The organism is Streptomyces sp. NPDC051105 (genome assembly GCF_040682795.1).
Classification (GTDB): Bacteria; Actinomycetota; Actinomycetes; order Streptomycetales; family Streptomycetaceae; genus Streptomyces.
In genome coordinates this window covers 98,032-124,569 of record NZ_JBFBBR010000016.1, presented here as the reverse complement: position 1 = coordinate 124,569, position 26,538 = coordinate 98,032, and the positions used below count along the sequence as shown (strand labels likewise).

Sequence of the window (26,538 nt, the reverse complement as noted above, 5' to 3'; positions counted from 1 at the left end):
CACGTCAGAAGGGGGCCCGGTGGCCGCTCAGGCTCAACAATCCGCGGTCGGCCCTCACGGCTCGGAACAGGACTCCAGTCAGGACTCCGTTCGGGACCGTGAGATCAGCGTCGAACAGGAACACCTCGACCGGGTGTACCAGCGCCTCGAGGAGAAGATCCACGAGGCGGAATTCCTCGTGCACGACGCGGCCAAGCGCGGTCAGGTGGGCACCCCCGGTGCCCTCGCCGAGCGGGACGCGCAGGTGTTCCGGGCGGGGATCCACCTCAACCGGCTCAACAACGAGTTCGAGGACTTCCTCTTCGGCCGGATCGACCTGCTCCTCGGCAAGGACGGCAAGAAGGGCCCGGACGGCGCCTACACCGCCGTGGAGCCCGCCGAGGGCGCGGTCCGCGCGGACAACACCGCCGACATCGCCGAGACCCTGCACATCGGCCGGATCGGCGTCCTCGACGAGGAGTACGCCCCGCTCGTCATCGACTGGCGGGCACCGGCCGCCGCCCCCTTCTACAGGTCCACCCCGGTGGATCCCGGGCGTGTCGTACGACGCCGGGTGATCCGCTCCAAGGGCCGCCGGGTCCTCGGGGTCGAGGACGACCTGATGCGCCCGGAGCTGACCGCGTTCCTCGACGGCGACACCCTGCCCGTCATCGGCGACGGCGCGCTGATGGCCGCCCTCGGCCAGGCCCGCACCCACACCATGCGGGACATCGTCGCCTCCATCCAGGCCGAGCAGGACCTGGTCATCCGCGCCCCCGCCGCCTCCGTCACCTACGTCGAGGGCGGCCCGGGCACGGGCAAGACGGCCGTGGCGCTGCACCGCGCCGCCTACCTGCTCTACCAGGACCGGCGCCGGTACGCGGGCGGCATCCTGATCGTCTCCCCGACCCCGCTGCTGGTCGCGTACACCGAAGGGGTCCTCCCCTCCCTCGGCGAGGAGGGCCAGGTCGCCATCCGCGCCATCGGCTCCCTCGTCGACGGCGCCGAGGCGACCCTGTACGACACGCCGGCCACCGCGCGCGCCAAGGGCTCCTCCCGGATGCTCCGGGTGCTGCGCAGGGCCGCCCGCGGAGCCCTCGAGCTGAACGATTCACCGGCCCGGCTCAGAGTCGTCGCCTTCGGCCGCCGCCTGGAGCTGGAGGCCGAGGAACTCGACCGCATCAGACACAACGCGCTCGGCGGCACGGCCCCCGTCAACCTGCTGCGGCCCCGCGCCCGCAGGCTCCTCCTGGACGCCCTGTGGACCCGCTCCGGCGCGGCCGGCCGGCACAGCGACCCGGAGCTCGCCGCCGAACTGCGCTCCTCCTTCGACGAGGACGTCGTCACGGAGGACTCCTTCATCGAGTTCCTCGACGCCTGGTGGCCCGAGCTGACCCCGCGGGCCGTCCTCACCGCGATGGCCGACGAGCGCCGCCTGGGCCGCTGGGCCCGCCGCATCCTCAACCCCGGCGAGATCCGCAGGGTCGCCCGCTCCCTGCGCCGGGACGGCCACTCCGTGCACGACATCGCCATGCTCGACGAACTCCAGGCCATCCTCGGCGCCCCGGTCCGCCCGCGGAAGAAGCGCGAACTGGACCCGCTGGACCAGCTCACCGGCCTGGAGGAGCTGATGCCGACGCGCGAGGAGACCCAGCGCGAGCGTGCCGAACGGCTCGCCCAGGAGCGCGTCGAGTACGCCCACGTCATCGTCGACGAGGCGCAGGACCTCACCCCCATGCAGTGGCGGATGGTCGGCCGCCGCGGCCGGCACGCCACCTGGACGGTGGTCGGCGACCCCGCCCAGTCCTCCTGGTCCGACCCGGACGAGGCGGCCGAGGCGCGGGACGAGGCCCTCGGCACCCGCCCGCGCCGCCGCTTCGAGCTCACCGTGAACTACCGCAACCCGGCGGAGATCGCCGAGCTCGCGGCCAGGGTGCTGGCCCTCGCCATGCCCGGCTCCAAGTCCCCCTCGGCGGTCCGCTCCACCGGCGTCGAGCCCCGCTTCGCGGTCGTCCGCGACTCACTGGAGAAGACGGTGCGAGCCGAGGCCGAGCGGCTTCTCGACCTGGTCGACGGCACGGTCGGCGTGGTCGTCGCGATGGACCGGCGCGCCGAGGCCGCCCGCTGGCTCGCCGGGCTCGGCGACCGGGTGGTGGCCCTGGGCAGTCTGGAGGCCAAGGGCCTGGAGTACGACGCGACGGTCGTGGTGTCGCCCGCGGATATCGCCGACGAGTCCCCGGCCGGGCTGCGGGTGCTGTACGTGGCCCTCACCCGGGCGACCCAGCAGCTGACGGTGGTCTCCGGGGAGCGGGACGAGCCGGACGCGGCCGGGGTACCGGACCTTCTCCGGGAGTGAGCGCGGGGCCGTTCGGCTGGAGGTTTCCTGTGAAGTCCCCGGACGGGAATGGTCCTACGGGATCCGTTTGTTAGCCTTGTCGTGACACCGGCCCGATCCAAGCCCCCGGGCCCAACCTTCGTCGCTACGAGCGACCACTTGCCGCGAGGCGAGCATGGCGGGTCGGTGTCATGAACGTCGAAGAGGCCCACATCACGGTGTGATGTGGGCCTCTTTTTCGCGCGAACAATACGCACGAAACCAGGCCCCGCTAACGCCTACCCGACGGTAGGTGCGACGATCGGACGGCAAAACTCGCTACACGGTGAAACGAAGGAAGTCGGCCATGGCAACGGCGCCCAGCGTCTCCTACTCGATGACCATCCGGCTGGAGGTGCCCGCGAGTGGAACCGCCGTCTCGCAGCTCACCACCGCCGTGGAGTCCTCCGGAGGCTCGGTGACCGGCCTCGACGTCACCGCGTCGGGCCACGAGAAGCTCCGCATCGACGTCACCATCGCGGCCAGCTCGACCGCCCACGCCGACCAGATCGTCGGGCAGCTCCGCGAGATCGAGGGCGTCACCCTCGGCAAGGTCTCGGACCGTACGTTCCTCATGCACCTCGGCGGCAAGATCGAGATGCAGTCCAAGCACCCCATCCGCAACCGTGACGACCTCTCCATGATCTACACCCCGGGCGTGGCCCGCGTGTGCATGGCGATCGCGGAGAACCCCGAGGACGCGCGCCGCCTCACCATCAAGCGCAACTCCGTTGCGGTCGTGACGGACGGCTCCGCGGTCCTGGGCCTCGGCAACATCGGCCCGAAGGCCGCGCTGCCCGTCATGGAGGGCAAGGCGGCCCTCTTCAAGCGGTTCGCCGGCATCGACGCCTGGCCGCTGTGCCTCGACACCCAGGACACCGACGCGATCGTCGAGATCGTCAAGGCGATCGCCCCCGGGTTCGCCGGCATCAACCTCGAGGACATCTCCGCGCCGCGCTGCTTCGAGATCGAGGCGCGCCTGCGCGAGGCCCTCGACATCCCCGTCTTCCACGACGACCAGCACGGCACCGCGATCGTCGTCCTCGCCGCCCTCACGAACGCACTTCGCTGCACGGGCAAGGCGATTGAGAACATCCGGGTCGTCATGTCGGGCGCCGGCGCGGCCGGTACGGCCATCCTCAAGCTGCTGATCGCGGCCGGCGTGAAGAACGCCGTCGTCGCCGACATCGGCGGTGTCGTGCACTCCGCCCGCGAGGACCTGGTGGAGGCCCCGGCCGACTCGCCGCTGCGCTGGATCGCCGACAACACCAACCCCGAGGACCTCACCGGCACGCTGAAGGAGGCCGTGCGGGGCGCGGACGTCTTCATCGGCGTGTCGGCCCCGAACGTCCTCGACGGCGACGACGTGGCCGCCATGGCCGACGACGCGATTGTGTTCGCACTCGCGAACCCGGACCCCGAGGTGGACCCGGCGATCGCCCGCCAGACGGCCGCCGTGGTGGCCACCGGCCGCTCCGACTTCCCCAACCAGATCAACAACGTGCTGGTCTTCCCGGGCGTCTTCCGCGGCCTCCTGGACGCCCAGTCCCGTACGGTGAACACGGACATGATGCTCGCGGCCGCGAAGGCCCTCGCCGACGTGGTCACCGAGGACGAGCTGAACCCGAACTACATCATTCCGAGCGTCTTCAACGAGAAGGTCGCGGGAGCGGTGGCGGGCGCGGTGAGGGAGGCGGCGAAGGGCGCGTAAGCGCCCCTTGGGGGCGCCCCGTCAGGGGCGCGGGGCTGTGTCGATGTGCGGCTACCGCCGCGTGGGCGCGACAACCCCCCCGGCCGGCAGCCAGGACGCGACGCGCCCGCATGATTCGGGGGTCTGGGGGCAGCAGCCCCCAGTAAACGTCTGTGAAACTTGCCACGCCATCCAATCGGCGCGTCGTGAAACCCCCCCTTCGGCCCCCCCGTAGGGTATGGGCGGCAACGGATTGGCGTTCCCGCCGCAGGTGGGGGCAGGATGCGTCCCGGCCCAACATGCGGCTCCGCCGCGTGGCACGCCTCAATGGCAAGAAGAACACGGGAGTAACAACATGAACCGCAGTGAGCTGGTGGCCGCGCTGGCCGACCGTGCCGAGGTGACTCGCAAGGACGCCGACGCCGTGCTGGCCGCGTTCGCCGACGTCGTCGGTGACATCGTCTCCAAGGGCGACGAGAAGGTCACCATCCCCGGCTTCCTGACCTTCGAGCGGACCCACCGTGCCGCTCGCACCGCGCGCAACCCGCAGACCGGCGAGCCGATCAACATCCCCGCCGGCTTCAGCGTGAAGGTCTCCGCGGGTTCGAAGCTGAAGGAATCCGCGAAGGGCAAGTGACCTTGCCTTCCGTAGGCCACGGGACGGCGTACGGCGTGTAACACGACGATGGGGCGGCCCCTCCACCAGGGGCCGCCCCATCGTCGTACCGGCTGTGACGTCAGCGGCTCCGCCGCGGGCCCTCGGACCCCCGGCAGGGAGGGCGCTGCCCCGGGCCGGGTTCAGGAGGTGGCGGTCAGCCGAGTGCCTTGCCCGGCAGTTCGACCTTCGCGCCCAGTTCCACGAGCTTCTCCATGAAGTTCTCGTAGCCCCGGTTGATGAGGTCGATGCCGTGGACCCGGGACGTGCCCTGGGCCGCCAGGGCCGCGATCAGGTACGAGAAGCCGCCGCGCAGGTCGGGGATGACCAGGTCGGCGCCCTGGAGCTTGGTCGGGCCGGAGACGACCGCGGAGTGCAGGAAGTTGCGCTGCCCGAAGCGGCAGGCCGAGCCGCCCAGGCACTCGCGGTAGAGCTGGATGTGCGCACCCATCTGGTTCAGCGCGGAGGTGAAGCCGAGGCGCGACTCGTACACCGTCTCGTGGACGATGGAGAGACCCGTGGCCTGGGTCAGGGCGACCACCAGCGGCTGCTGCCAGTCGGTCTGGAAGCCGGGGTGCACGTCCGTCTCCAGGGCGATCGACTTCAGCTGGCCGCCCGGGTGCCAGAAACGGATGCCCTCGTCGTCGATCTCGAAGGCGCCCCCCACCTTGCGGTAGGTGTTCAGGAACGTCATCATCGAGCGCTGCTGGGCGCCGCGGACGTAGATGTCGCCCTCGGTCGCCAGCGCCGCCGACGCCCAGGAGGCGGCCTCCAGACGGTCCGACAGGGCGCGGTGGTTGTAGCCGCCGAGTTCGTCCACGCCGGTGATGCGGATGGTCCGGTCGGTGTCCATCGCGATGATCGCGCCCATCTTCTGCAGCACGCAGATGAGGTCCTCGATCTCCGGCTCGACGGCCGCGTTGGACAACTCCGTGACGCCCTCGGCGAGTACGGCCGTCAGCAGCACCTGCTCGGTCGCGCCGACGGACGGGTACGGCAGCCGGATCTTCGTACCGCGCAGGCGGGTCGGCGCCTCCAGGTACTGCCCGTCGGCCCGCTTCTCGATGGTCGCGCCGAACTGCCGCAGCACGTCGAAGTGGAAGTCGATGGGCCGGCCGCCGATGTCGCAGCCGCCCAGACCCGGGATGAAGGCGTGCCCGAGCCGGTGCAGCAGCGGGCCGCAGAACAGGATCGGGATACGGCTCGAACCCGCGTGGGCATCGATGTCAGCGACGTTCGCGCTCTCCACGTACGTCGGATCCAGCACCAGCTCACCGGGCTCCTCACCCGGACGGACCGTCACCCCGTGCAACTGGAGCAGGCCGCGTACGACACGCACGTCACGGATGTCCGGAACGTTGCGCAGCCGACTCGGCGCACTGCCCAGCAGGGCGGCGACCATGGCCTTCGGTACGAGGTTCTTCGCACCGCGGACCCGGATCTCGCCCTCCAGCGGGGTGCCGCCGTGGACAAGCAGGACATCGTCGTTGACGGTCATGAATCTCGCGTTCCGTGGAGTGGGGCAGGGCCGGAGAGACAGAGTAATCGCCCATCGGTCCCCTGCCGTATGCCCAAGGACCGCCCAGCTACGTCATAGGTGTGTCACAACACGAACGGTTCCTCATCGGGTACACGGGGTCACCGCCGGTCACCGTGCGCCGGGAGTGCTTCCTTCCTCCCTGAGCTGCATTCACTCCCACACCCCCGTTGGCTCCCCATGCGAGGGGAAGATGCGGGATCATGTCAGGCATGACCGAGGTGTCCTCGCTCACAGGGCGGCTGCTCGTGGCCACGCCCGCCCTGGCGGACCCGAACTTCGACCGTGCGGTGGTGCTCCTTCTCGACCACGACGAGGAGGGCTCCCTCGGTGTCGTCCTCAACCGGCCCACCCCGGTGGACGTCCGGGACATCCTGGAGGGCTGGGCCGCTCTCGCCGGCGAGCCCGGGGTCGTCTTCCAGGGCGGCCCGGTGTCGCTGGACTCCGCGCTCGGCGTCGCGGTCATCCCGGGCGGCGGCAACGGCGACCGGGCCCCGCTCGGCTGGCGCCGGGTGCACGGCGCGATCGGCCTGGTCGACCTGGAAGCCCCGCCGGAGCTGCTCGCCTCGGCCCTCGGCTCCCTGCGGATCTTCGCCGGTTACGCCGGCTGGGGCCCCGGCCAGCTGGAGGACGAACTGGTCGAGGGCGCCTGGTACGTCGTCGAGTCGGAGCCAGGCGACGTCTCCTCGCCGGCCCCCGAGAGACTCTGGCGCGAGGTGCTCCGCCGCCAGCGCAACGAGCTGGCGATGGTGGCCACCTACCCGGACGACGCCTCGCTCAACTGAGGGTGGGCCTTCTCTCAACCGTTGCCCGGGTGCTTCAGTACCCTGGGCCTTATGAGCACTCTTGAGCCCGAGCGCGGGACTGGTACGGGGACCCTCGTAGAGCCGACGCCACAGGTGTCCCACGGCGACGGCGACCACGAGCGCTTCGCCCACTACGTCCAGAAGGACAAGATCATGGCGAGCGCCCTCGACGGCACCCCCGTCGTGGCGCTGTGCGGCAAGGTGTGGGTACCGGGCCGCGACCCGAAGAAGTACCCCGTGTGCCCCATGTGCAAGGAGATCTACGACTCCATGGGCAGCGGCGGCGACGGCGAGGGCGGCAAGGACAAGTAACACCCCCCGGATCTTCCGAGGCCCCGGGCGCGCTTTGGCGTGCTCCGGGGCCTTTGTCGTACCCGCGCGTTGCACAGGGTGCGTCCGCCGGTCTACAGAGTGGTCGAGACGTGGTCGAGACCTCTTGTCGGCATGTTCATGTTGCCCCTACCCTCCGTGGGTGTTGTGCAGAGCGAAACTACCGTTGCACATATTGCAACGGAGGCCGTGCCTGCAGTGGTGTGAAACGTGTACGCCTATCAGCAGGCCTTCGCGTCCTCGCAGTACGGGCTCGGCGCAGCCAATCGGTGTCGTCACGCTGCTGATCCTGCTCGCCGTGACCCTCGACTACCTGCGGCTGCTGCGCCGGCAGGGGGAGGAGCTGTACCCGTCGTGAATCCTGTGCGCGGGCTGGTCCGGCGGCCGGGGCGGCTGGCCGCCGAGGCGGCGGCGCCGGCGATCGCCGTCGTGGTCGCCTTTCCGCTGTACTGGATGGTGCTGAGCGCCTTCAAACCGGCCGGTGAGATCGAGTCCGACCGGCCCCGGCCATGGACTCTCGCGCCTTCTGCGGACTCCTTCCGGCGGGTCTTCGGACAGCGGGAATTCGGCCGCTACTTCGTCAACAGCCTTGTCGTCGCGGGCAGTGTGGTCATCGTCTCGGCGCTGATCGCCTTTCTCGCCGCGACCGCCGTGACACGATTCCGGTTCCGCTTCCGGACCACCCTGCTGATCATGTTTCTGGTGGCCCAGATGGCGCCCGTGGAGGCCCTCACCATCCCCTTGTTCTTCCAGATGCGGGACTTCGGTCTGCTGAACACGCTGGGCTCGCTGATCCTGCCCCACATCGCCTTCTCGCTGCCCTTGGCGATCTGGATGCCGCGGGGGTTCGGGAAAGGGGTGCCTCAGGCGCTGGAGGAGGCCGCGTACATCGACGGGGCGAGCCGGTCGCGCTTTCTCTGGCAGATCCTTTTGCCGCTCGTGCTGCCGGGTCTGGTGGCCACGAGCGTGTTTTCCTTCATCTCCGCCTGGAACGACTTCCTCTTCGCCAAGTCCTTCGTCATCAGCGGCACTTCGCAGTCCACACTGCCGATGGCGCTGCTGGTGTTCTTCCAACCGGACGACCCGGACTGGGGCGGGGTCATGGCGGCCTCCACGGTGATGACGATTCCGGTGCTGGTGTTCTTCGTACTCGTACAGCGACGGCTGGTCTCCGGACCGGGCGGAGCGGTCAAGGACTGACATGACTTCCGAAGTGGATCTTATTCCGGCGCCGCGCGGGATCGAGGGGCCGATGCGATGCGGTGTCCTGTTCGACGCGGACACCACCCTGTGGGCCGCCCCGGGTACCGAGGGGACCGAACGCTGGCTGCGTTCGACTCTCGGTGCGGCCCTCGGGCTGTCGCTGCGGCCCGGCACCGAGGACGCCCGCGACTCCGTACGGCTGTGCCTGGACGACTCACTGGAGCCCGAGGCGTACCGGCTGAGCGTGATCGCGAACTGGGGGGTCGAGATCCGCGGCGGCGGTCCGGCCGGGGTCTTCTGGGGCGCCCAGACCCTGCGCCAGCTGCTGGGGCCGGAGGCCTTCCGCCGTGCGCCCGTGAGCCCCGGGATCCGGTACGGAATCCCGCACCAGATCATCGAGGACGCCCCCCGATTCCGCTGGCGCGGCCTCATGCTCGACGTCGCCCGGCACTTCATGCCCAAGGAAGGCGTCCTGCGCTACCTGGATCTCATGGCGGCGCACAAACTCAACGTCTTCCACTTCCATCTGACGGACGACCAGGGCTGGCGCATCCAGATCGAGCGGCACCCCCGGCTCACCGAGGTCGGCTCCTGGCGGGCCCGCACGAAATTCGGCCACCGGGCCTCATCGCTGTGGGAGGAGAAGCCGCACGGCGGCTACTACACCCAGGACGACATCCGGGAGATCGTCGCCTACGCGGCCGCGCGGCATATCACGGTCGTCCCGGAAATCGACGTGCCCGGCCACTCGCAGGCCGCCATCGCCGCGTATCCGGAACTCGGCAACACCGACGTCATCGACACCTCCAGCCTCTCGGTCTGGGACACCTGGGGGATCTCTCCGAACGTACTCGCCCCCACTGACAACACCCTGCGCTTCTACGAGGGGGTGTTCGAGGAAGTGCTCGCGCTGTTCCCGGCGGACGCCGCCGAGTTCTCGGCGTTCATTCACGTCGGCGGCGACGAATGCCCCAAGGACCAGTGGCGGGCCTCGCCGGCCGCGCAGGCGCGGATGAAGGAACTCGGGCTCGCCGACGAGGACGAGTTGCAGTCGTGGTTCATCCGGCACTTCGCCAAGTGGCTTTCCGCGCGCGGGCGCAGACTGATCGGCTGGGACGAGATCCTGGAGGGCGGACTCGCCGAGGGCGCGGCCGTGTCGTCGTGGCGCGGCTACGGCGGCGGGATCGCCGCCGCGCGGGCCGGGCACGACGTCGTGATGTGCCCCGAGCAGCATGTGTACCTGGACCACCGGCAGGCCGACGGCGCCGACGAGCCCGTGCCGATCGGATTCGTCCGCACCCTGGAGGACGTGTACCGGTTCGAGCCCGTTCCGCCGGGCCTCGACGCGTCCGAGGCGGGTCAGGTGCTGGGCACCCAGGCCAACGTCTGGACCGAGGTGATGGAGGGCCACGCGCGCGTGGACTACCAGGCCTTCCCCCGGCTCGCCGCCTTCGCCGAGGTCGCCTGGAGCGCTCTCCCGGCCCCGGAGCAACGGGACTTCGCCGGCTTCGAGCGCCGGATGGCCGCCCATTACCGGCGACTGGACGCCCTGGGGGTCGCCTACCGGCCGCCGACCGGACCGCTGCCGTGGCAGCGGCGCCCCGGGGTGCCGGGCCGCCCGATCGACGGCCCGCCCCCGAAGCGCTAGCCGCTGCCCAGCCCCTCTCCGGCCGCCCTCCGGCGCCTCTCCGCCCCTCTTCTCCCTCCGAACGCGAAATGGAAAAAGACCCCAAGGATCACCGAAGAGTGTCAATCGGTACGCATTGGTGATGGTGTACGAAAACGGACCAAGTCACCGATGAGGTGGGCGAATGCCTCCTACCGGACCCGTGCGTTCGAGGCTTGCGAAGATGTGCCAGAGTTGCCACGTCCGCCCTGTGAGCACGTACCGTACGGCCACACAGGTGGGACCAGGTGGGATCAGGTGGGGGCAGCGGGAAGGGGCAGCCGGTTTTGACCACGCACGCACCGCAGGCGGCGCAGGCCGTCACGCTGCCCACGACGCTGAACGAAGCCGTGGCGGCCCTCACCGCCATGCCCGCCGCGGTCCCCGTGGCGGGCGGTACCGACCTGATGGCCGCCGTCAACTCCGGGCAGCTCCGGCCCGCCGCCCTGGTCGGCCTCGGCCGGATCAGCGAGATCCGCGGCTGGCAGTACCAGGACGGCAACGCGCTGCTCGGTGCCGGACTCACACACGCGCGCATGGGCCGCCCCGACTTCGCGGCCCTGATCCCGGCGCTCGCCGCCGCCGCGCGGGCCGCCGGTCCGCCGCACATCCGCAACGCGGGCACCCTGGGCGGCAACATCGCCACGGCCGCGCCCACCGGCGACGCGCTGCCCGTGCTCGCCGCCCTGGAGGCGACGCTGATCATCGCGGGACCGGGCGGATCCCGCCGGGAGATCCCGGTGTCGCACCTGCTGGCCGGCGTGGAGATGCTCCGCGGCGGCGAGCTGATCGGCTTCGTGCGCGTGCCGCTGCTGCACGCCCCGCAGGTCTTCCTGAAGGCCACGGGCCGCACCGGCCCCGGCCGCTCGGTGGCATCCGTCGCGCTCGTCCTCGATCCCGCCCGGCGCGGGGTCAGGTGCGCCGTCGGAGCCATAGCGCCGATGCCGCTGCGGCCGCTGGAGGCCGAGCAGTGGGTGGCCCGGCTGATCGACTGGGACAACGACCGGGCGCTCGTCCCGGAGGCGCTGCACGCCTTCGGCGAGTATGTCGCGGCCGCCTGCATCCCCGACCCGGCACCCGAGCCGGACGGCTCGGTGCCCCCGCTTCCGCCTGCCGTACTGCACCTGCGGCGCACCGTCGCCGCGCTGGCCCGACGAGCACTGGGGAGGGCGTTGTCATGACCGACGAACAGCACGGAGAGGGCGCGCCCTCGGGTGGCGGCCGCTGGGACCCCCTGCCCCAGGGCGACTACGACGACGGCGCGACCGCCTTCGTGAAACTCCCCGAGGGCGGCATCGAGGCCCTGCTGTCCCGTGACAGCCCCCTGGCCGCGCCCGGGCACGGCTACGTGCCGCCGCAGATAGCGGTCGCCCCCGGCACCGAGACCTGGGGCACGCCGGCCGACGGCGCCCAGTGGCCCGACCCGAACGCGGTCCCCCAGGAGCGGCCCGTCGACGACCGGTTCACGTACCAGCCGGCGGCCACCCAGCAGTGGACGTACGAGGAGCCGCCGCCCGCGCCCGGTCACGATGTGACCGGGCAGTGGTCCATCCCGGTCGCGGGCGGTGATGTTCCGGATGAATCGGGCGAGTTCACCACGTCCGCGCTCATGGAGCAGTGGGGCGGCACGCCGCCGGCGACCCTGCCGGGCGGCGCGCCCGCACCCTGGGCGTCCGAGGTCCAGGCCTGGGAACACCCCGCGGAGGCCCCTGGAGCCCCTTCAGGCGCCTCGGCAGGCCACGGCGGCACTCCCGCCCCGGGTTCCCCTCTCGAGGCCGCCGGAGCGGCGCCTGCGCCCGGCGCGGTGGTGGCGAACGAACCGGACGAACAGGCCGATACGGGCGAACTCCGGGCGATCGGCGAGTCACTTGACGCCGCCGCACACCGCGCGGTCGGCGAGTCGCCCGGCGCCGGTGAACACGCTCCGGCCGAGGCCGCGGTCGGCGGCGACGCGGCCGCGGCCCGCCCGGCCGAAGCCGACGGACCCCCCGGCGCGCCCGCCCAGCACCCCACCGGGCCCTTCGACCCGCACCACCCCACCGCCGACCCGCAGGCCACCGACGGCGACACGCCCCCACAGGGGCCACCCGCACCCGACGACGAAGGCGACACGGGTGCCGCGCGCGGCGAGGAACACGCCGAGGCCGAAGCCGAGACGGTCGACGACCACCCCCTCGCCTCCTACGTCCTCCGCGTCAACGCCACCGACCGCCCCGTCACCGACGCCTGGATCGGCGAGTCCCTCCTCTACGTCCTCCGCGAGCGCCTGGGCCTGGCCGGCGCCAAGGACGGCTGCTCCCAGGGCGAATGCGGCGCCTGCAACGTCCAGGTCGACGGCCGCCTGGTCGCCTCCTGCCTGGTCCCCGCGGTCACCGCCGCCGGCAGCGAGGTCCGCACGGTCGAGGGCCTCGCCCAGGACGGCCGGCCCTCCGACGTCCAACGCGCGCTCGCCCTGCGCGGAGCCGTCCAGTGCGGCTTCTGCGTCCCGGGCATGGCCATGACCGTCCACGACCTGCTGGAAGGCAACCCGGCCCCCACCGAGATGGAGACCCGCCAGGCCCTGTGCGGCAACCTCTGCCGCTGCTCGGGCTACCGGGGCGTCCTGGACGCCGTCCAGGAGGTCGTCGCCGAACGCGAGGCGCACGCCGCCGCCGACGCTGAGACGGATGGCGACGAGCCCCGTATTCCACATCAGGCGGGACCGGGAGCCGGCGGCGTCAACGCGTCGGCGTTCGACTCCCCGGGCACCTTCGCGTCCCCCGCCCAGCGCGAGCAGTCGTCGTACGACGCGCGGCGCGAGCAGTCGTACGACCAGTCGTACGGCGGTGACCAGACGTTCGGCGACCAGAGTCAGAGCTACGGCGACCAGCCCTACGGCTCGGACGGAGGCCAGGCGTGACCAACGAGACCGTCACCACGACCACCGCCGCGGACAGCGCCGTCCCCGCCCCCGAGCCGCTGCCGCACGGCCTCGGCGTGTCGCTGCCGCCCGCCGACGCGCGCGCGAAGACCGAGGGCACCTTCCCGTACGCCGCCGACCTGTGGGCCGAGGGCCTGCTGTGGGCGGCCGTGCTGCGCTCCCCGCACCCGCACGCGCGCATCGTGTCGATCGACACCAGCCACGCGCGCGAGATGCCCGGCGTACGAGCCGTCGTCACCCACGAGGACGTGCCCGGCACCCCCCGCCACGGCCGGGGCACGCCGGACCGCCCGGTGTTCGCCGCCGAGGTCGTACGGCACCACGGCGAGCCCATCGCCGCCGTCGCCGCCGACCACCCCGACACCGCGCGGATGGCCGCCGCCGCCGTCATCGTCGAGTACGAGGTGCTCGACCCGGTCATCGACCCCGAGCAGGCCTTCGAGGCCGAGCCGCTGCACCCCGACGGCAACCTGATCCGGCACATCCCGCTGCGCCACGGCGACCCGGACGCGGCCGGCGAGATCGTCGTCGAGGGCCAGTACCGCATCGGCCGTGCCGACCCGGCCCCCATCGGCGCCGAGGCCGGACTCGCCGTGCCCCGCCCCGACGGCGGGGTCGAGCTGTACCTGGCCTCCACCGACCCGCACACCGACCGCAACACGGCCGCCGCCTGCTTCGGCCTGTCGCTCGAACAGGTGAAGATCGTCGTCACCGGCGTGCCGGGCGCGACCGCCGACCGCGAGGACCAGGGCTTCCAGCTGCCGCTCGGCCTGCTCGCCCTGAAGACCGGCTGCCCGGTCAAACTCACCGCCACGCGCGAGGAGTCCTTCCTCGGCCACGCCCACCGCCACCCCACCCTGCTCCGCTACCGGCACCACGCCGACGCCGACGGCAAGCTGGTCAAGGTCGAGGCCCAGATTCTGCTCGACGCCGGCGCCTACGCCGACACCTCCGCCGAGTCCCTGGCCGCCGCGGTCTCCTTCGCCTGCGGCCCCTACGTCGTCCCGAACGCCTTCATCGAGGGCTGGGCCGTACGCACCAACAACCCGCCCTCCGGCCATGTCCGCGGCGAGGGCGCCATGCAGGTGTGCGCCGCCTACGAGGCGCAGATGGACAAGCTGGCGAAGAAACTCGGCATCGACCCCGCCGAGATCCGCCTGCGCAACGCCCTCGCGACCGGCGACCTGCTGCCCATCGGCCAGACGGTGACCTGCCCGGCCCCCGTCGCCGAGCTGCTGCAGGCGGTACGGGACTTCCCGCTCCCCGCGCTCCCCAAGGACACCCCCGAGGACGAGTGGCTGCTGCCCGGCGGTCCCGAGGGCGCGGGCGAGCCGGGCGCGGTGCGCCGGGGCGTCGGCTACGGCCTCGGCATGGTCCACATGCTCGGCGCCGAGGGCGCCGACGAGGTCTCGACGGCCACCGTCAAGGTCCACGACGGGATCGCGACCGTGCTCTGCGCGGCCGTGGAGACCGGCCAGGGCTTCACCACGCTGGCCCGCCAGATCGTCCAGGACACGCTCGGCATCGACGAGGTCCACGTGGCGCCCGTCGACACCGACCAGCCGCCGGCCGGCCCCGGCTGCCGCGGCCGCCACACCTGGGTCTCCGGCGGAGCCGTCGAACGCGCGGCCAAGATGGTCCGCACCCAGCTCCTCCAGCCCCTCGCCCACAAGTTCGGCATGTCCACCGAGCTGCTCCAGATCACCGACGGCAAGATCACGTCGTACGACGGCGTCCTGTCGACCACCGTCACCGAGGCGCTGGACGGCAAGGAACTGTGGGCCACCGCACAGTGCCGCCCGCACCCGACCGAGCCGCTGAACGCGGAAGGACAGGGCGACGCCTTCGTCGGCCTCGCCTTCTGCGCGATCCGCGCGGTCGTCGACGTCGACATCGAACTCGGCTCGGTACGCGTCGTGGAGTTGGCCGTCGCCCAGGACGTGGGCCGGGTCCTCAACCCGGCGCAGCTCAACGCGCGGATCGAGGCCGGCGTCACCCAGGGCGTCGGCATCGCGCTCACGGAGAACCTGCGCACCCCGCGCGGACTGATCCGCCACCCCGACCTCACCGGATACGCCCTGCCGACCGCCCTCGACGCGCCGGACATCCGGATCGTCAAGCTCGTCGAGGAACGGGACGTGGTCGCCCCCTTCGGCGCCAAGTCGGTCAGCGCGGTACCGGTCGTGACCTCCCCCGCGGCCATCGCCTCCGCCGTTCGCGCGGCGACCGGCCGCCCGGTCAACCGCCTCCCGATCCGCCCGCAGGCGGCGGTGGTCACGGGCCAGTGAGCCTGTCCGGGGTCGTCGTGATCGCGGGGATCATGGCGTCGGGCAAGTCGACGGTCGCCCAGGCGCTCGCCGAGAGGCTGCCAAGGGCGGCACACGTGCGCGGCGACCTCTTCCGCCGGATGATCGTCTCCGGCCGGGAGGAGTACACGCCCGGCGCCTCCCCGGAGGCGACGGCCCAACTCCACCTCCGCCACCGCCTGTCGGCGGCGACCGCGGACGCCTACGCGGCGGCCGGTTTCACGGCGATCGTCCAGGACGTCCTGCTGGGCCCCGAGCTGACCTCGTACGTCGAACGGATCCGCACCCGCCCGCTGCACGTCGTCGTCCTCGCCCCCAGCCCCGAGACGGTGGCGGAGCGGGAGGCCGGGCGGCCGAAGACCGGGTACGGACCGGCGTGGACGATCGCCGACCTGGACGCGGAACTACGGCTGCGCACCGAGGCGTTGGGGCTGTGGCTGGACACCTCGGCGTTGACCGTGGAACAGACGGTGGCGGCGATTCTCACCGGGACGGAACGGGCGAGGGTCGCCTGACGTCTTTTCCACGGGGCGTTGTCAGTGGCGCGGCGTAGTGTTCTGGGCAGTGGGGACGGCCGTTTCGGAGGGGAAGCCCGGACGGCAGGCCATGCCCTGCTCGGGACGACCTACGGCACACCACTCCGACCCACTCGCATTTCCTGAACTCTTTGATCGCGGGGGCAGCGATGAGCACGACCAGCACGACCGGCAGCGGTGCGGCGGCGATCACGCTGACCGAAGCAGAACTGGACCGTTACATCACGCACGAACCGACCCGCATGTGGCTCACCGGCCCCGGACTCCCCGACACCGGCGGCCTGTTGACGTTCGAACCGCTGCGCACGACCGGCCTGCGCACGCTCGCCGACGTCGCGGACATCACGGCAGGCCCGTCCCGGCTCGCGGAGGAACTCCGGGACCGCCTGGTGATAGGCGAGCTGCTGGCCCCGGCCGGTCTGGACACGGAGTCGATCCTCCTCGACGGCGGCACCGGCGAGATCACCACGGCCTACCTGGTCGACCCGACCGAGCCGCGCCCGTTGGCGCCGTCGCTGGAGACGCTGCTGCGCTTCGCCGCGGTCACCGAGGAACTGACCGGCCTGCGCGGCCGTTTCGCCTCCCTCGCCGGCACCTACGGCACCAAGGCGGCGACCGAGGCCTCCCGCAAGCTCCTGGAGCTCTTCGAGGAGGGCACGGCCGGCCGGGTCCCGCCGTACTGGAAGGCGACGGCGCTGATCCGCCCGCTCAGCCTGGTCGCGGGCCCCGGCACGGACTCGGGGCTCGCCGTCGACCTGCCGGCCCGGCTGCTGGACCAGGAGTTCGGGCAGGGCCGGGTGGCCCGCTTCGAGGAGGTCGACTTCCCGCCCACGCTCACCCACGAGCCGACCCGCCGCTTCCTGCGCGAGACCGGCCTCCCGGAGGACGCGGTCCTCTTCCACCTCGATCCGGACGCCCCGCTGCCCACCCTCGAGGAGTACTTCACCGACATACAGCCGGGCGGCTTCCCCCTGGACGCCCTGCCGCCCCACGCCGACCACCTCATACGCCTCGGCTACCTGGTCGAGGAGAACAGCCTGGTCGTGGACGGCACCACGGGCGCGATCCTCAACTTCTCCCAGCCGGAGGCGACCCTCTACCCCCTCAACACGGACATCTCCACGCTCGCCTTCACCCTCTGGCTCCTCCACCACGAGCGCACCATCGACGAGCACATGGGCCACGAACTCACCACCGAGGCCTACGACCAGCTCGCCGCGACCATGCTCCACACCCTGGCGACGATCGATCCCACGCCCACGACGATGGACGCCGACTGGCACTACTGGACGGAACTGTTCCAGGACGAGGCGGGCGGGGTGCTCTGAGCGGCCGGAGGCAGGCGGGGACCGGGGGAGGTCAGACCACCAGCCCCTGGCGGTAGGCGTAGACGACGGCCTGGACGCGGTCGCGCAGGCCGAGCTTGGTGAGGATGCGGGAGACGAAGGTCTTGACGGTCTCCGGGCTGATCAGAAGGGTTGCGGCGATCTCGCTGTTGGAGAGGCCGTCCGCGATCAGGCGCAGGACCTCCAGTTCGCGCGGGGTCAGCGGGATGTCGTCGGGGGTGCCGCCGTCGGCGGGGCGGATCCGGGCGGCGTACCGGCCGACCAGCCTGCGGGTCACCTCGGGATCCAGCAGGGCCGCGCCGGTGGCCACGGTCCGGATGCCGTGCAGCAGCCGGTCCGGCGGCGCGTCCTTGAGCAGAAAGCCGCTCGCGCCGGCGCGCAGCGCCTCGTAGACGTACTCGTCCAGGTTGAACGTCGTCACCACGAGCACCTTCACGGGATGCGGCACCCCGGCCCCGGCCAGCAGCCGGGTGGCCTCGATGCCGTCGAGCACCGGCATACGGACGTCCATGACGACGACGTCCGGGCGCAGCCGGCCGGCGAGTTCGACCGCGGCCTGCCCGTCCCCGCACTCGCCGGCCACCTCCAGGTCGGGCTGGGCGTCGATGATCGTCGCCAGCCCGGTACGGATCAGCACCTGGTCGTCACAGACCAGGACCCGGATCGGCGCCCCACCCGCGGCGCTCACGAAGGCCTCCCCGCGGTCACCCTCACAACGGCCTTCCCGAGGCCGCGGTCACGAGGGGGTTCTCCACGGGCGGCGGTCCGGAAGGATTCCCGGCGGGCGGCGGTCACGACAGGCTTCCCGCGGGCCGGGGACACTACGGGCTTCCCGAGGCCGCGGTCACGAGGGGCTTCTTCACGGGCGGCGGTCCGGAAGGATTCCCGGCGGGCGGCGGTCACGACGGGCTTCCCGCGGGCCGGGGACACGACGGGCTTCCCGCGGGCCGGGGTCACGACGGGCTCCCGGCGGGTATCCGGGCCCGTACCACGAAGCCGCCGTCGGCCGCGCGCCCCGCGCTGAACTCGCCGCCCAGCACGTCCACGCGTTCCCGGAGGCCGGCCAGGCCCCGTCCACTCCCGCCGGGGGACGCGGCGGCCGAGCCCGACCCGTCCGTGCCGACCTCCACGGTGATCTCCTTCTCACCATGGCGCACCAGCACCGAAGTGCGGCTGCCATGGGCGTACTTGAGGGCGTTCGTCAGAGCCTCCTGCACCACCCGGTAGGCCACCAGGTCAGCACTGCCCGCCGGCTGCGTGGGGGTGCCCTCCTCGGTGAACTCCACCGGCTGCCCGGCCCCGCGCGTCTGCTCCACCAGCGTGAGCAGCCGGTCGGCGGGCGGCGTCCTGACGCCGGTGCCGACACCGTGGTCGGGGTTGAGCAGGTCGAGCAGATGGCGCAGGTCCGAGATGGCCCGCCGCCCGGTGTCGGTGACGGCGGTCAGTGTCTGGTCGAGCCGGTCCGGCGCGGCGGTCAGATACCGGGCCGCCTCCGCCTGCACCACCATCGCCGTCACATGGTGGGTCACCACGTCGTGCAACTCGCGGGCGATCCGGGTGCGTTCGGCGGTGCGGGTGTCCTCGGCGACCCGCCGCCGGCGTTCGGCCTCGGCGGCCCGGGTGGCCCGCAGCCACGCCCCGGTACCCCACGCCAGCACCAGCGCCAGATAGAACGTCACGAACTCGCTCGCCGTCTCGCCCCCCGACCCCAGCCGGTGCAGCACGACCGCGAACGGCACGTAGGCCGCGGAGAACAGGAGGGCGGCGGCCCGCCGGTGCCGGTCCAGATGGGCGCCGGTGCTCAGCAGGGCGAGCGGCAGCGCGACCCCCGCGACCGAGTGGTAGGCCCGGATCTGATCGACGGCGAAGCCGAGCGACACCAGGGCGAGGGAGACGGCCGGCCACCGCCGGCGCAGGGCGAGCGGCAGGCACTCCAGGCCGAGCGCCAGCCCGGCCAGCGCGTCGAAGGGACGGGTGGGCAGGTCACCGATCCGGGTCCCGTTGCCGTGCAGCGTCGGCAGGAAGGAACCGGCCAGGATCAGCAGCCCGATCGGCAGGTCCCGGACCGTCACGTCGAGCCGGTGCCACCACCCGGACACCTGCCGAGGACCGATCACCGGGGCAGTGTAGCGACGGAGCCGGCCGGGACGTCCCGGCGCCGGCGCGGCACCAGGTGCCCCCGCCGCTTGGCCAGTCGCAGGAACGCGATCGTCACCAGCACCCCGAGCAGCACCGCGTACACGCTTGCCTCCGGCCCGAACTCACCGCCGGTGATCAGCTGCGCCCCCGAGGTGGAGGCGTCCAGCAGCCCCTTCTGCGCACCACTGCCGGAGACCTCGGTGCCGAAGATCGCCGACTCGGCGAAGTTCCATCCGAAGTGCAGGCCGATCGGCAGCCAGAGGGTGCGGGTGGCGGCGTACGCGGCGCCGAGCATGCCGCCGGCCTCGATCGCGATGGCGAGGGCGCCCCACAGGGTGGCGTCCTTGTTGAGCAGATGCATCATCCCGAACAGCACACCGGTCGACGTCAGCGCGATCCAGGTCCCGGTGCGTTCTTCGACGATCCGGAACAGAACGCCCCGGAACAGCAGTTCCTCGGTCGTGGCGGCGGCGGCCATGAACCCGACCAACCCCACCGCACCCGTCACCGACCCCGTCCCGTGCACCGTGTAGTCCCCGAGAAAGGCGATGTTCGCGATCACGCACGCGAACGTCACCCCACCTATCAGCGCACCGCGCCCGAACGCCGCCCGGGCGCCGTCCCGCCCCACCTGGGTGCTCGGCCGGTGCTCGGTCCGTCGCACCACCCACCCGTAGACGACCACCGCGGCCATGGCCGTCAGCACACCGACAACCAGGGTGAGAAACCAGTTCCCCTCCACCGCGGCCATCGCCTGCCCACCGACGAAGGCGACCGCGGACACCGCCAGCAACTGCCAGACCAGCCTCATGACGACTCCTCCACAGAACCCGCAGCCGACCGCCGCGGAACTGGCCCGAACGCTACGGATCGTGGCCCGCGGAATCGTCACCACACAGTGGACACCTGCATGTAGCTCGCACGGGGGACAGCAAGGGGGGAGGCGGATCAGAAAGGGTTCCCGGCAGACGAGAACCATCCACCCGGCAGCCCCCGCACCTCACCTCCCGCCCGACGACAAACACGAGGGCGGCACCCCTCCCGGGATGCCGCCCTTCCGTTCTGCCTGGTCAGGCAGTCAGAGGCCGTGGCGGGAATCGAACCCACGTAACTCGCTTTGCAGGCGAGCCCCTAAACCACTCGGGCACACGGCCGGGAACAGCTTCTTCCTTCACGGCCGTGGTGGGGATCGAACCCGCGTGACTCCCCCGCGAGCGGAGCTCGCTGATGGATGCAGCGCAGGCGAGCCCCTAAACCACTCGGGCACACGGCCGTGCCGACCGGGTCCTTGCGGCCGTGTCGGTGAGTCGAAGGTACGGGTGGGTGGGGGAGGGGCTCAAGGGGATCGGTGGGGCTGCGACGGGACTGCCATGTGGCGTTCATGAACGGGGGCGGACCGGGGGCGGACGGAAGGTCTACGACCAAGGGCCGAGGTGGGGTGAGGCTTGGGACAGGGGCCAAAGCGGGGCTTGGGCCTTACCGTGGTGAGCATGACCGCCCTTGAGCCCAGCGACGCCGTTGTCGCAGATGAGACGACAGATGACGCAGCCCGTGGTGAGGGAGTGCTGGGGCGGTCGTACCGGGCGCTGAGCGTCGGCATCGTGTCCGTCGTGCTGCTGATCGCCTTCGAGGCGACCGCCGTCGGGACGGCGATGCCCGTTGCCGCCCGGGAGCTGCACGGGGTGCCGCTCTACGCGTTCGCCTTCTCCGGGTACTTCACGACCAGTCTGTTCGGGATGGTGCTGTCCGGGCAGTGGTCGGACCGGAGCGGGCCGCTCGGGGCGCTGACGACGGGGATCGGGGCCTTCGCCGCGGGGCTGGTCGTCGCCGGGACCGCTCAGGTCATGTGGGTGTTCATCCTGGGGCGGGCCGTGCAGGGGTTCGGGGGCGGGCTGGTCATCGTCGCGTTGTACGTGGTCGTGGGGCGGGCCTATCCGGAGCGGTTGCGGCCCGCGATCATGGCCTCCTTCGCCGCCGGCTGGGTGGTGCCGTCCATCGTCGGGCCGCTGGCCGCCGGGGCGGTGACCGAGCACCTCGGGTGGCGGTGGGTGTTCCTCGGAATCCCGGCGCTCGTGGTCTTTCCGGTGGCGCTGGCCCTTCCCCAGATACGGCGACGAGCCGGCGGGCCGGTCGCGGAACGGGCGCGGGAGACCTTCGAACGGCGGCGGATCCGGCTCGCGTTCGGTATCTCTCTCGGCGCGGGGCTGCTGCAGTACGCGGCTCAGGACCTGCGGTGGGTCTCCCTGCTGCCGGGGGTCCTCGGGGCCGCGCTGCTGGTCCCCGCCGTACGCGGGCTACTGCCGCGCGGGACCTACCGCGCGGCCCGCGGGCTGCCGTCGGTGGTCCTGTTGCGGGGGGTCGCGGCCGGTGCGTTCGTCTCCGCCGAGTCCTTCGTGCCGCTGATGCTCGTCACCCAGCGGGGCCTGTCGCCCACCCTCGCCGGGTTCTCGCTGGCGGCGGGCGGGGTGACCTGGGCGCTGGGTTCGTGGGTGCAGGCGCGGCCGCGCGTGGCGCCGTACCGGGAGCGGCTGATGACCCTCGGGATGGTGCTGGTCGCCGCGGCGATCGCCACCGCGCCCAGCGTGCTCGTGCACGGCGTGCCGGTGTGGATCGTCGCCGTCGCCTGGGGCTTCGGCTGCTTCGGGATGGGCCTGGTGATCGCCTCGTCCAGCGTGCTGATGCTCCGGCTCTCCGCCCCGCACCAGGCCGGCGCCAACTCGGCCGCCCTGCAGATCTCCGACGCCCTGTCGAACGTCGTGCTGCTCGCCGTGGCCGGCGCCGCCTTCGCCTCCCTCGGCGGCGGCAGCATGACCGGGACGACCGGTTCCGGTTCTCATCCGGTCGCCTTCGCCGTCGTGTTCCTGCCGATGGCCGCCGTGGCGCTCGTCGGGGTGTGGGTGACGACCCGGCTTCGTGACGACCCGGCTTCGTGACGACGCGGCTTCGTGACGACGCGGCTTCGTGACGACCCGGCTTCGTGATCTGTGACGTGAGTCCCACCCGAGGGTGAGGCGGGCTTGTCCGCGCGTTGACCGCCGCGGGGCGCCGGTAGGGTGGCCCGGTTGTCATACCCATACGTAGCCGCCCGACCCCCTTACTACGGAGACCGTGACTACCACCGCCGCTTCTGCCTCCTCGTCCTCCCACCACCTCTCGCCGGCCTTCCCCGGCCGGGCGCCCTGGGGTACCGCCAGCAAGCTGCGTGCCTGGCAGCAGGGGGCCATGGAGAAGTACGTCCAGGAGCAGCCGCGTGACTTTCTCGCCGTCGCCACGCCCGGCGCCGGCAAGACGACGTTCGCGCTGACCCTCGCGTCCTGGCTGCTGCACCACCATGTCGTGCAGCAGGTCACCGTCGTCGCCCCCACCGAGCATCTGAAGAAGCAGTGGGCGGAGGCCGCGGCGCGGATAGGGATCAAGCTCGACCCCGAGTACAGCGCGGGACCGCTCAGCCGGGAGTACGACGGGGTCGCCGTCACTTATGCCGGTGTCGGGGTGCGGCCGATGCTGCACCGCAACCGGTCCGAGCAGCGCAAGACGCTCGTCATCCTCGACGAGATCCATCACGCCGGTGACTCCAAGTCCTGGGGCGAGGCCTGCCTGGAGGCGTTCGAGCCGGCGACCCGGCGGCTGGCGCTGACCGGTACGCCCTTCCGGTCCGACACCAACCCCATCCCCTTCGTGACGTACGAGGAGGGGCAGGACGGGATCCGGCGGTCCGCCGCCGACTACACCTACGGCTACGGCAACGCGCTCGCCGACCATGTCGTGCGGCCCGTCATCTTCCTCTCCTACAGCGGCAACATGCGCTGGCGGACCAAGGCCGGGGACGAGATCGCCGCCCGGCTCGGCGAGCCGATGACCAAGGACGCCGTCAGCCAGGCCTGGCGTACGGCGCTCGATCCGCGCGGTGAGTGGATGCCGGCCGTGCTGCGCGCCGCCGACCAGCGGCTGACGGAAGTGCGGAAGGGGATTCCGGACGCCGGGGCCCTGGTCATCGCCTCGGACCAGGAATCCGCCCGCGCCTACGCCAAGCTCATCCGCGAGATCACCGGGAACAAGGCCACCCTCGTCCTCTCCGACGACACCGGCGCGTCCAAGCGCATCGACGACTTCAGCGCCAGCGACGACCGGTGGATGGTCGCGGTGCGGATGGTGTCCGAGGGCGTCGACGTCCCCCGGCTCGCGGTCGGGGTGTACGCCACCACCATCTCGACTCCGCTCTTCTTCGCCCAGGCCGTCGGCCGTTTCGTGCGGTCCCGGCGGCGCGGCGAGACCGCGTCCGTGTTCCTGCCGACCGTCCCCGACCTGCTGACCTTCGCCAACGAGATGGAGGTCGAGCGCGACCACGCTCTCGACAAGCCGAAGAAGGACGGCGAGGAGGACCCGTACGCCGAGTCCGAGAAGGAGATGGAGGAGGCGAACAAGGAGCAGGACGAGGACACCGGCGAGCAGGAGCAGTTCGCCTTCGAGGCGCTGGAGTCCGAGGCCGTCTTCGACCGGGTGCTGTACGACGGCGCCGAGTTCGGTATGCAGGCGCACCCCGGGAGCGAGGAGGAGCAGGACTACCTCGGCATCCCGGGACTGCTGGAGCCCGACCAGGTGCAGCTGCTGTTGCAGAAGCGGCAGGCCCGGCAGATCGCGCACAGCCGCAAGAAGCCGGACGACGAGGCGGACCTGCTGGAACTGCCCGCGGAACGGCGGCCCGTCGTCTCCCACAAGGAGATGATGGAGCTGCGGAAGCAGCTGAACACGATGGTCAGCGCGTATGTGCACCAGAGCGGCAAGCCGCACGGGGTGATCCACACCGAGCTGCGCCGGGTGTGCGGGGGTCCGCCGAGCGCGGAGGCCACGGCGGGACAGCTCCGGCAGCGGATCGCCAAGGTGCAGGAGTGGGCCACGCGTATGCGGTAGTCGGTCGGCCGCGGGTGAGCGGGGGCTTGTCGCGCCCACCCGGCGGAGCCGCATATCGGCAGGGCCTCGCGTCTCTTCGGGCGCGTACCTGGGCGCATACCGTCACATACCGAAGTAGTCCGTACCGGAGCGTGACCGGATTCTGGACGGAGGCTTCCGCTCAGCGAACCCCCTTCGCTACTGTCCGGCTACGCACACGCCCCGTGGCAGCGCCGCCGCGGAGCGCAGCCGTGAAGCGACTGGGCCCGGAGCCGCCGGGCCGTCCTGCCGATCGGCGGCCTCTGAAGCGCGTCGCTGACGGGACTCGGCGACGCATCCGCCGCGTCGGAGGCTGCCGACCTCACCACTTAAGGAGTGGGCGTCGTGACCGCGGAGACCTCTCAGACGCTCGACCGGGGCCTCAGGGTCCTCAAGCTGCTGGCCGACACGGACCACGGGCTGACCGTCACCGAGCTTTCCACCAAACTGGGCGTGAACCGGACCGTGGTGTACCGGTTGCTCGCCACGCTTGAGCAGCATGCGCTGGTACGGCGTGACCTGGGCGGGCGAGCCCGGGTCGGCCTCGGCGTCCTGCGGCTGGGACGGCAGGTGCATCCGCTCGTACGGGAGGCCGCGCTGCCGGCCCTGCGGTCCCTCGCCGAGGACATCGGGGCGACCGCGCATCTGACGCTGGTCGACGGGACCGAGGCGCTCGCCGTCGCGGTCGTCGAACCGACCTGGACCGACTATCACGTGGCGTACCGGGCCGGGTTCCGGCACCCGCTGGACCGGGGGGCCGCCGGGAAGGCGATCCTGTCCGCACGGCACTCGCCGAAGGACGACCCCGGGTACACGCTGACCCATGGCGAACTGGAGGCCGGTGCGAGCGGTGCGGCCGCACCGCTGCTCGGGGTCACCGGGGTCGAGGGGAGCGTCGGTGTCGTGATGCTGGCCGACTCCGTGCCCGAGCGGGTGGGGGCGCGGGTCATGGACGCGGCGCGGGAGGTCGCGGAGGCGTTGCGCTGAGGGGCCGGGGTGGGGCCCGGGGCGATGGCCTGAAGTGGTTGCCACGTTGCCGCGTTAGATTGACTCCGTGCTCTCACGTCTCACGCGTCTCCAGGCCGTCGCCGTCTGTGCGGTTCCCGTCGTGGCCCTGATCGGTACGGCCGTCTTCGCGCCGTTGCCGTTCTCGGTGGCCCAGCCCGGGATGACGGCGAACGTGCTCGGCGACAACCAGGGCACCCCGGTGATCACCGTCTCCGGGGCGCCCACCCGGACGACCAGCGGGCAGCTGCGGATGACGACGATCGAGGCGACCGGGCCGGACACCCGGGTGTCGCTGGGCGACGTCATCGGCAACTGGTTCCGTACGGACCGGGCGGTGATGCCGCGCGACTCGGTGTATCCGAGCGGCGACAACGTCAAGGAGATCGAGCAGCACAACACCGAGCAGATGGAGCAGTCGCAGGACGCGGCGGCGCGGGCCGCGCTGAAGTACCTGGATCTGAGCGCCGACAAGGTCAAGGTGACCTTGAAGCTGGCGGATGTGGGCGGGCCGAGTGCGGGGTTGCTGTTCTCGCTCGGGATCGTCGACAAGCTGGACGGGAACGGCAGCGGGGGAGACCTCACCGGGGGCAGGAACATCGCCGGTACGGGAACCATCAGCGCCGACGGCGCGGTGGGAGCCGTGGGCGGGGTCGCGCTGAAGACGCAGGCCGCGCGACGGGACGGGGCGACGGTGTTCCTGGTGCCGAGGGACGAGTGCGCCGACGCCAAGGCGGAGTTGCCGAAGGGGTTGCGGTTGGTGCCGGTGACGACGCTGAAGGGGGCGGTGGCTGATTTGGTCGCGCTGGAGAAAGGGACGAAGGTCCCCAGCTGTTGAGTCTCGGCTGACCGGCCGGTTGGGGGTTGCTCGCGCCCGCGCGGCGGAGCCGCCTATTGATATAGCCCCGCGCCCCTAGAGGGGTGCTGATGCCGGCGCCGGAGCTGCCAGCCGCAGGCCCACTTCCACCAGCGTCCAGCCGACGCGGGTGCGCAGGGGGCGGGGGGACCGGGCCTGTACGGCGAGACGGTGGGCCTCGGCCGCGGCACGGAGTTCGGCGGTGCGGGCGTGGTGCAGGGCGAGGTGGGTCTCGGGGTGCATCGGCGTTGCCCTTCTGTG

21 protein-coding genes, 2 tRNA genes and 1 pseudogene are annotated in these 26,538 nt (G+C 71.8%); 17 read left to right on the top strand and 7 right to left on the bottom strand.

Annotation, left to right across the window (positions count from 1 at the left end; all coding sequences use genetic code 11):
- The first annotated feature begins 19 nt into the window (after positions 1 to 19).
- The 3 genes from AB0N16_RS32810 (at position 20) to AB0N16_RS32800 (ending at position 4,680) form a co-directional block, all read left to right on the top strand.
- Positions 20 to 2,335, top strand: a complete 2,316-nt coding sequence (locus tag AB0N16_RS32810) for a UvrD-helicase domain-containing protein (RefSeq protein ID WP_365803063.1) — start codon at positions 20 to 22, stop codon at positions 2,333 to 2,335.
- Positions 2,336 to 2,660: 325 nt separating this feature from the next.
- The gene (locus AB0N16_RS32805) at positions 2,661 to 4,064 is read left to right on the top strand and encodes an NAD-dependent malic enzyme (protein WP_365803061.1); all 1,404 of its coding nucleotides are present in this window, start codon (positions 2,661 to 2,663) and stop codon (positions 4,062 to 4,064) included.
- A gap of 334 nt (positions 4,065 to 4,398) precedes the next feature.
- Positions 4,399 to 4,680 (top strand): HU family DNA-binding protein, encoded by a 282-nt coding sequence (locus AB0N16_RS32800; RefSeq protein ID WP_189268239.1) that lies wholly within the window; start codon positions 4,399 to 4,401, stop codon positions 4,678 to 4,680.
- 175 nt (positions 4,681 to 4,855) lie between these two features.
- Here AB0N16_RS32800 and murA read toward each other — a convergent pair whose 3' ends face one another.
- Positions 4,856 to 6,196 (bottom strand): UDP-N-acetylglucosamine 1-carboxyvinyltransferase, encoded by a 1,341-nt coding sequence (murA, locus tag AB0N16_RS32795; RefSeq protein WP_365803058.1) that lies wholly within the window; start codon positions 6,194 to 6,196, stop codon positions 4,856 to 4,858.
- A 251-nt stretch (positions 6,197 to 6,447) separates the two neighbouring features.
- Between murA and AB0N16_RS32790 the strand changes: the two genes are divergently transcribed.
- From AB0N16_RS32790 to AB0N16_RS32745, 10 genes and pseudogenes are all read left to right on the top strand, one after another.
- Complete coding sequence (locus AB0N16_RS32790) at positions 6,448 to 7,020, top strand: YqgE/AlgH family protein (protein ID WP_365803216.1); 573 nt, start codon at positions 6,448 to 6,450, stop codon at positions 7,018 to 7,020.
- A 51-nt stretch (positions 7,021 to 7,071) separates the two neighbouring features.
- Positions 7,072 to 7,353, top strand: a complete 282-nt coding sequence (locus tag AB0N16_RS32785) for a DUF3039 domain-containing protein (protein WP_351701319.1) — start codon at positions 7,072 to 7,074, stop codon at positions 7,351 to 7,353.
- 216 nt (positions 7,354 to 7,569) lie between these two features.
- Positions 7,570 to 7,729, top strand: a pseudogene (locus tag AB0N16_RS32780) (sugar ABC transporter permease); the annotation flags it as partial.
- Positions 7,726 to 8,571: a carbohydrate ABC transporter permease gene (locus AB0N16_RS32775; RefSeq protein WP_365803056.1), complete on the top strand. Its 846-nt coding sequence runs from the start codon at positions 7,726 to 7,728 to the stop codon at positions 8,569 to 8,571. The pseudogene AB0N16_RS32780 and the gene AB0N16_RS32775, both read left to right, overlap by 4 nt.
- Before the next feature lies 1 nt (position 8,572).
- Positions 8,573 to 10,222 (top strand): beta-N-acetylhexosaminidase, encoded by a 1,650-nt coding sequence (locus tag AB0N16_RS32770; RefSeq protein ID WP_365803054.1) that lies wholly within the window; start codon positions 8,573 to 8,575, stop codon positions 10,220 to 10,222.
- 305 nt (positions 10,223 to 10,527) lie between these two features.
- Complete coding sequence (locus AB0N16_RS32765) at positions 10,528 to 11,421, top strand: FAD binding domain-containing protein (protein WP_351701304.1); 894 nt, start codon at positions 10,528 to 10,530, stop codon at positions 11,419 to 11,421.
- Complete coding sequence (locus AB0N16_RS32760; protein WP_365803052.1) at positions 11,418 to 13,139, top strand: 2Fe-2S iron-sulfur cluster-binding protein; 1,722 nt, start codon at positions 11,418 to 11,420, stop codon at positions 13,137 to 13,139. Before AB0N16_RS32765 ends, AB0N16_RS32760 begins: the two co-directional genes overlap by 4 nt.
- Entirely contained in the window at positions 13,136 to 15,448 is a 2,313-nt protein-coding gene (locus AB0N16_RS32755) for a molybdopterin cofactor-binding domain-containing protein (RefSeq protein WP_365803050.1), read from the top strand. The genes AB0N16_RS32760 and AB0N16_RS32755 overlap by 4 nt, the downstream gene beginning before the upstream one ends.
- Before the next feature lie 2 nt (positions 15,449 to 15,450).
- Positions 15,451 to 15,981: an AAA family ATPase gene (locus AB0N16_RS32750; protein ID WP_365803214.1), complete on the top strand. Its 531-nt coding sequence runs from the start codon at positions 15,451 to 15,453 to the stop codon at positions 15,979 to 15,981.
- Between the two features lie 170 nt (positions 15,982 to 16,151).
- Positions 16,152 to 17,330 (top strand): SUKH-4 family immunity protein, encoded by a 1,179-nt coding sequence (locus AB0N16_RS32745; protein WP_365803048.1) that lies wholly within the window; start codon positions 16,152 to 16,154, stop codon positions 17,328 to 17,330.
- Between the two features lie 31 nt (positions 17,331 to 17,361).
- Here AB0N16_RS32745 and AB0N16_RS32740 read toward each other — a convergent pair whose 3' ends face one another.
- From AB0N16_RS32740 to AB0N16_RS32720, 5 genes are all read right to left on the bottom strand, one after another.
- The gene (locus tag AB0N16_RS32740) at positions 17,362 to 18,036 is read right to left on the bottom strand and encodes a response regulator transcription factor (RefSeq protein ID WP_365803046.1); all 675 of its coding nucleotides are present in this window, start codon (positions 18,034 to 18,036) and stop codon (positions 17,362 to 17,364) included.
- A gap of 265 nt (positions 18,037 to 18,301) precedes the next feature.
- Positions 18,302 to 19,465, bottom strand: a complete 1,164-nt coding sequence (locus tag AB0N16_RS32735) for a histidine kinase (protein WP_365803044.1) — start codon at positions 19,463 to 19,465, stop codon at positions 18,302 to 18,304.
- Complete coding sequence (locus AB0N16_RS32730) at positions 19,462 to 20,298, bottom strand: type II CAAX endopeptidase family protein (RefSeq protein ID WP_365803042.1); 837 nt, start codon at positions 20,296 to 20,298, stop codon at positions 19,462 to 19,464. Before AB0N16_RS32730 ends, AB0N16_RS32735 begins: the two co-directional genes overlap by 4 nt.
- Before the next feature lie 271 nt (positions 20,299 to 20,569).
- Positions 20,570 to 20,641: transfer RNA gene (locus tag AB0N16_RS32725), tRNA-Cys, on the bottom strand.
- A 20-nt stretch (positions 20,642 to 20,661) separates the two neighbouring features.
- Positions 20,662 to 20,760: transfer RNA gene (locus AB0N16_RS32720), tRNA-OTHER, on the bottom strand.
- Between the two features lie 217 nt (positions 20,761 to 20,977).
- Here AB0N16_RS32720 and AB0N16_RS32715 point away from each other — a divergent pair.
- The 4 genes from AB0N16_RS32715 to AB0N16_RS32700 all read left to right on the top strand — a co-directional run bounded on the left by AB0N16_RS32715 (position 20,978) and on the right by AB0N16_RS32700 (position 26,259).
- Positions 20,978 to 22,420 carry an MFS transporter gene (locus tag AB0N16_RS32715; protein ID WP_365803040.1) on the top strand — a complete coding sequence of 481 codons (1,443 nt, stop codon included), beginning with the start codon at positions 20,978 to 20,980 and terminating at the stop codon, positions 22,418 to 22,420.
- 175 nt (positions 22,421 to 22,595) lie between these two features.
- A complete protein-coding gene (locus AB0N16_RS32710) occupies positions 22,596 to 24,398 on the top strand; it encodes a DEAD/DEAH box helicase (RefSeq protein ID WP_365803038.1) in 1,803 nt (600 codons plus the stop codon).
- A gap of 363 nt (positions 24,399 to 24,761) precedes the next feature.
- Positions 24,762 to 25,403, top strand: a complete 642-nt coding sequence (locus tag AB0N16_RS32705) for a helix-turn-helix domain-containing protein (RefSeq protein WP_365803036.1) — start codon at positions 24,762 to 24,764, stop codon at positions 25,401 to 25,403.
- Between the two features lie 67 nt (positions 25,404 to 25,470).
- On the top strand, positions 25,471 to 26,259 hold the full coding sequence (locus AB0N16_RS32700; RefSeq protein WP_365803034.1) for a S16 family serine protease: 789 nt from the start codon (positions 25,471 to 25,473) through the stop codon (positions 26,257 to 26,259).
- Positions 26,260 to 26,334: 75 nt separating this feature from the next.
- Here AB0N16_RS32700 and AB0N16_RS32695 read toward each other — a convergent pair whose 3' ends face one another.
- Complete coding sequence (locus AB0N16_RS32695; RefSeq protein ID WP_365803032.1) at positions 26,335 to 26,520, bottom strand: hypothetical protein; 186 nt, start codon at positions 26,518 to 26,520, stop codon at positions 26,335 to 26,337.
- Positions 26,521 to 26,538 lie beyond the last annotated feature (18 nt).

Bases quoted from the DNA above. Each gene is read 5' to 3' on its own strand.
- AB0N16_RS32745 (WP_365803048.1), top strand. From the start codon at position 16,152: ATGAGCACGACCAGCACGACCGGCAGCGGTGCGGCGGCGATCACGCTG.
- AB0N16_RS32785 (WP_351701319.1), top strand. From the start codon at position 7,072: ATGAGCACTCTTGAGCCCGAGCGCGGGACTGGTACGGGGACCCTCGTA.
- AB0N16_RS32730 (WP_365803042.1), bottom strand. From the start codon at position 20,298: ATGAGGCTGGTCTGGCAGTTGCTGGCGGTGTCCGCGGTCGCCTTCGTC.
- AB0N16_RS32805 (WP_365803061.1), top strand. From the start codon at position 2,661: ATGGCAACGGCGCCCAGCGTCTCCTACTCGATGACCATCCGGCTGGAG.
- murA (WP_365803058.1), bottom strand. From the start codon at position 6,196: ATGACCGTCAACGACGATGTCCTGCTTGTCCACGGCGGCACCCCGCTG.
- AB0N16_RS32800 (WP_189268239.1), top strand. From the start codon at position 4,399: ATGAACCGCAGTGAGCTGGTGGCCGCGCTGGCCGACCGTGCCGAGGTG.
- AB0N16_RS32715 (WP_365803040.1), top strand. From the start codon at position 20,978: ATGACCGCCCTTGAGCCCAGCGACGCCGTTGTCGCAGATGAGACGACA.
- AB0N16_RS32790 (WP_365803216.1), top strand. From the start codon at position 6,448: ATGACCGAGGTGTCCTCGCTCACAGGGCGGCTGCTCGTGGCCACGCCC.
- AB0N16_RS32770 (WP_365803054.1), top strand. From the start codon at position 8,573: ATGACTTCCGAAGTGGATCTTATTCCGGCGCCGCGCGGGATCGAGGGG.
- AB0N16_RS32760 (WP_365803052.1), top strand. From the start codon at position 11,418: ATGACCGACGAACAGCACGGAGAGGGCGCGCCCTCGGGTGGCGGCCGC.
- AB0N16_RS32695 (WP_365803032.1), bottom strand. From the start codon at position 26,520: ATGCACCCCGAGACCCACCTCGCCCTGCACCACGCCCGCACCGCCGAA.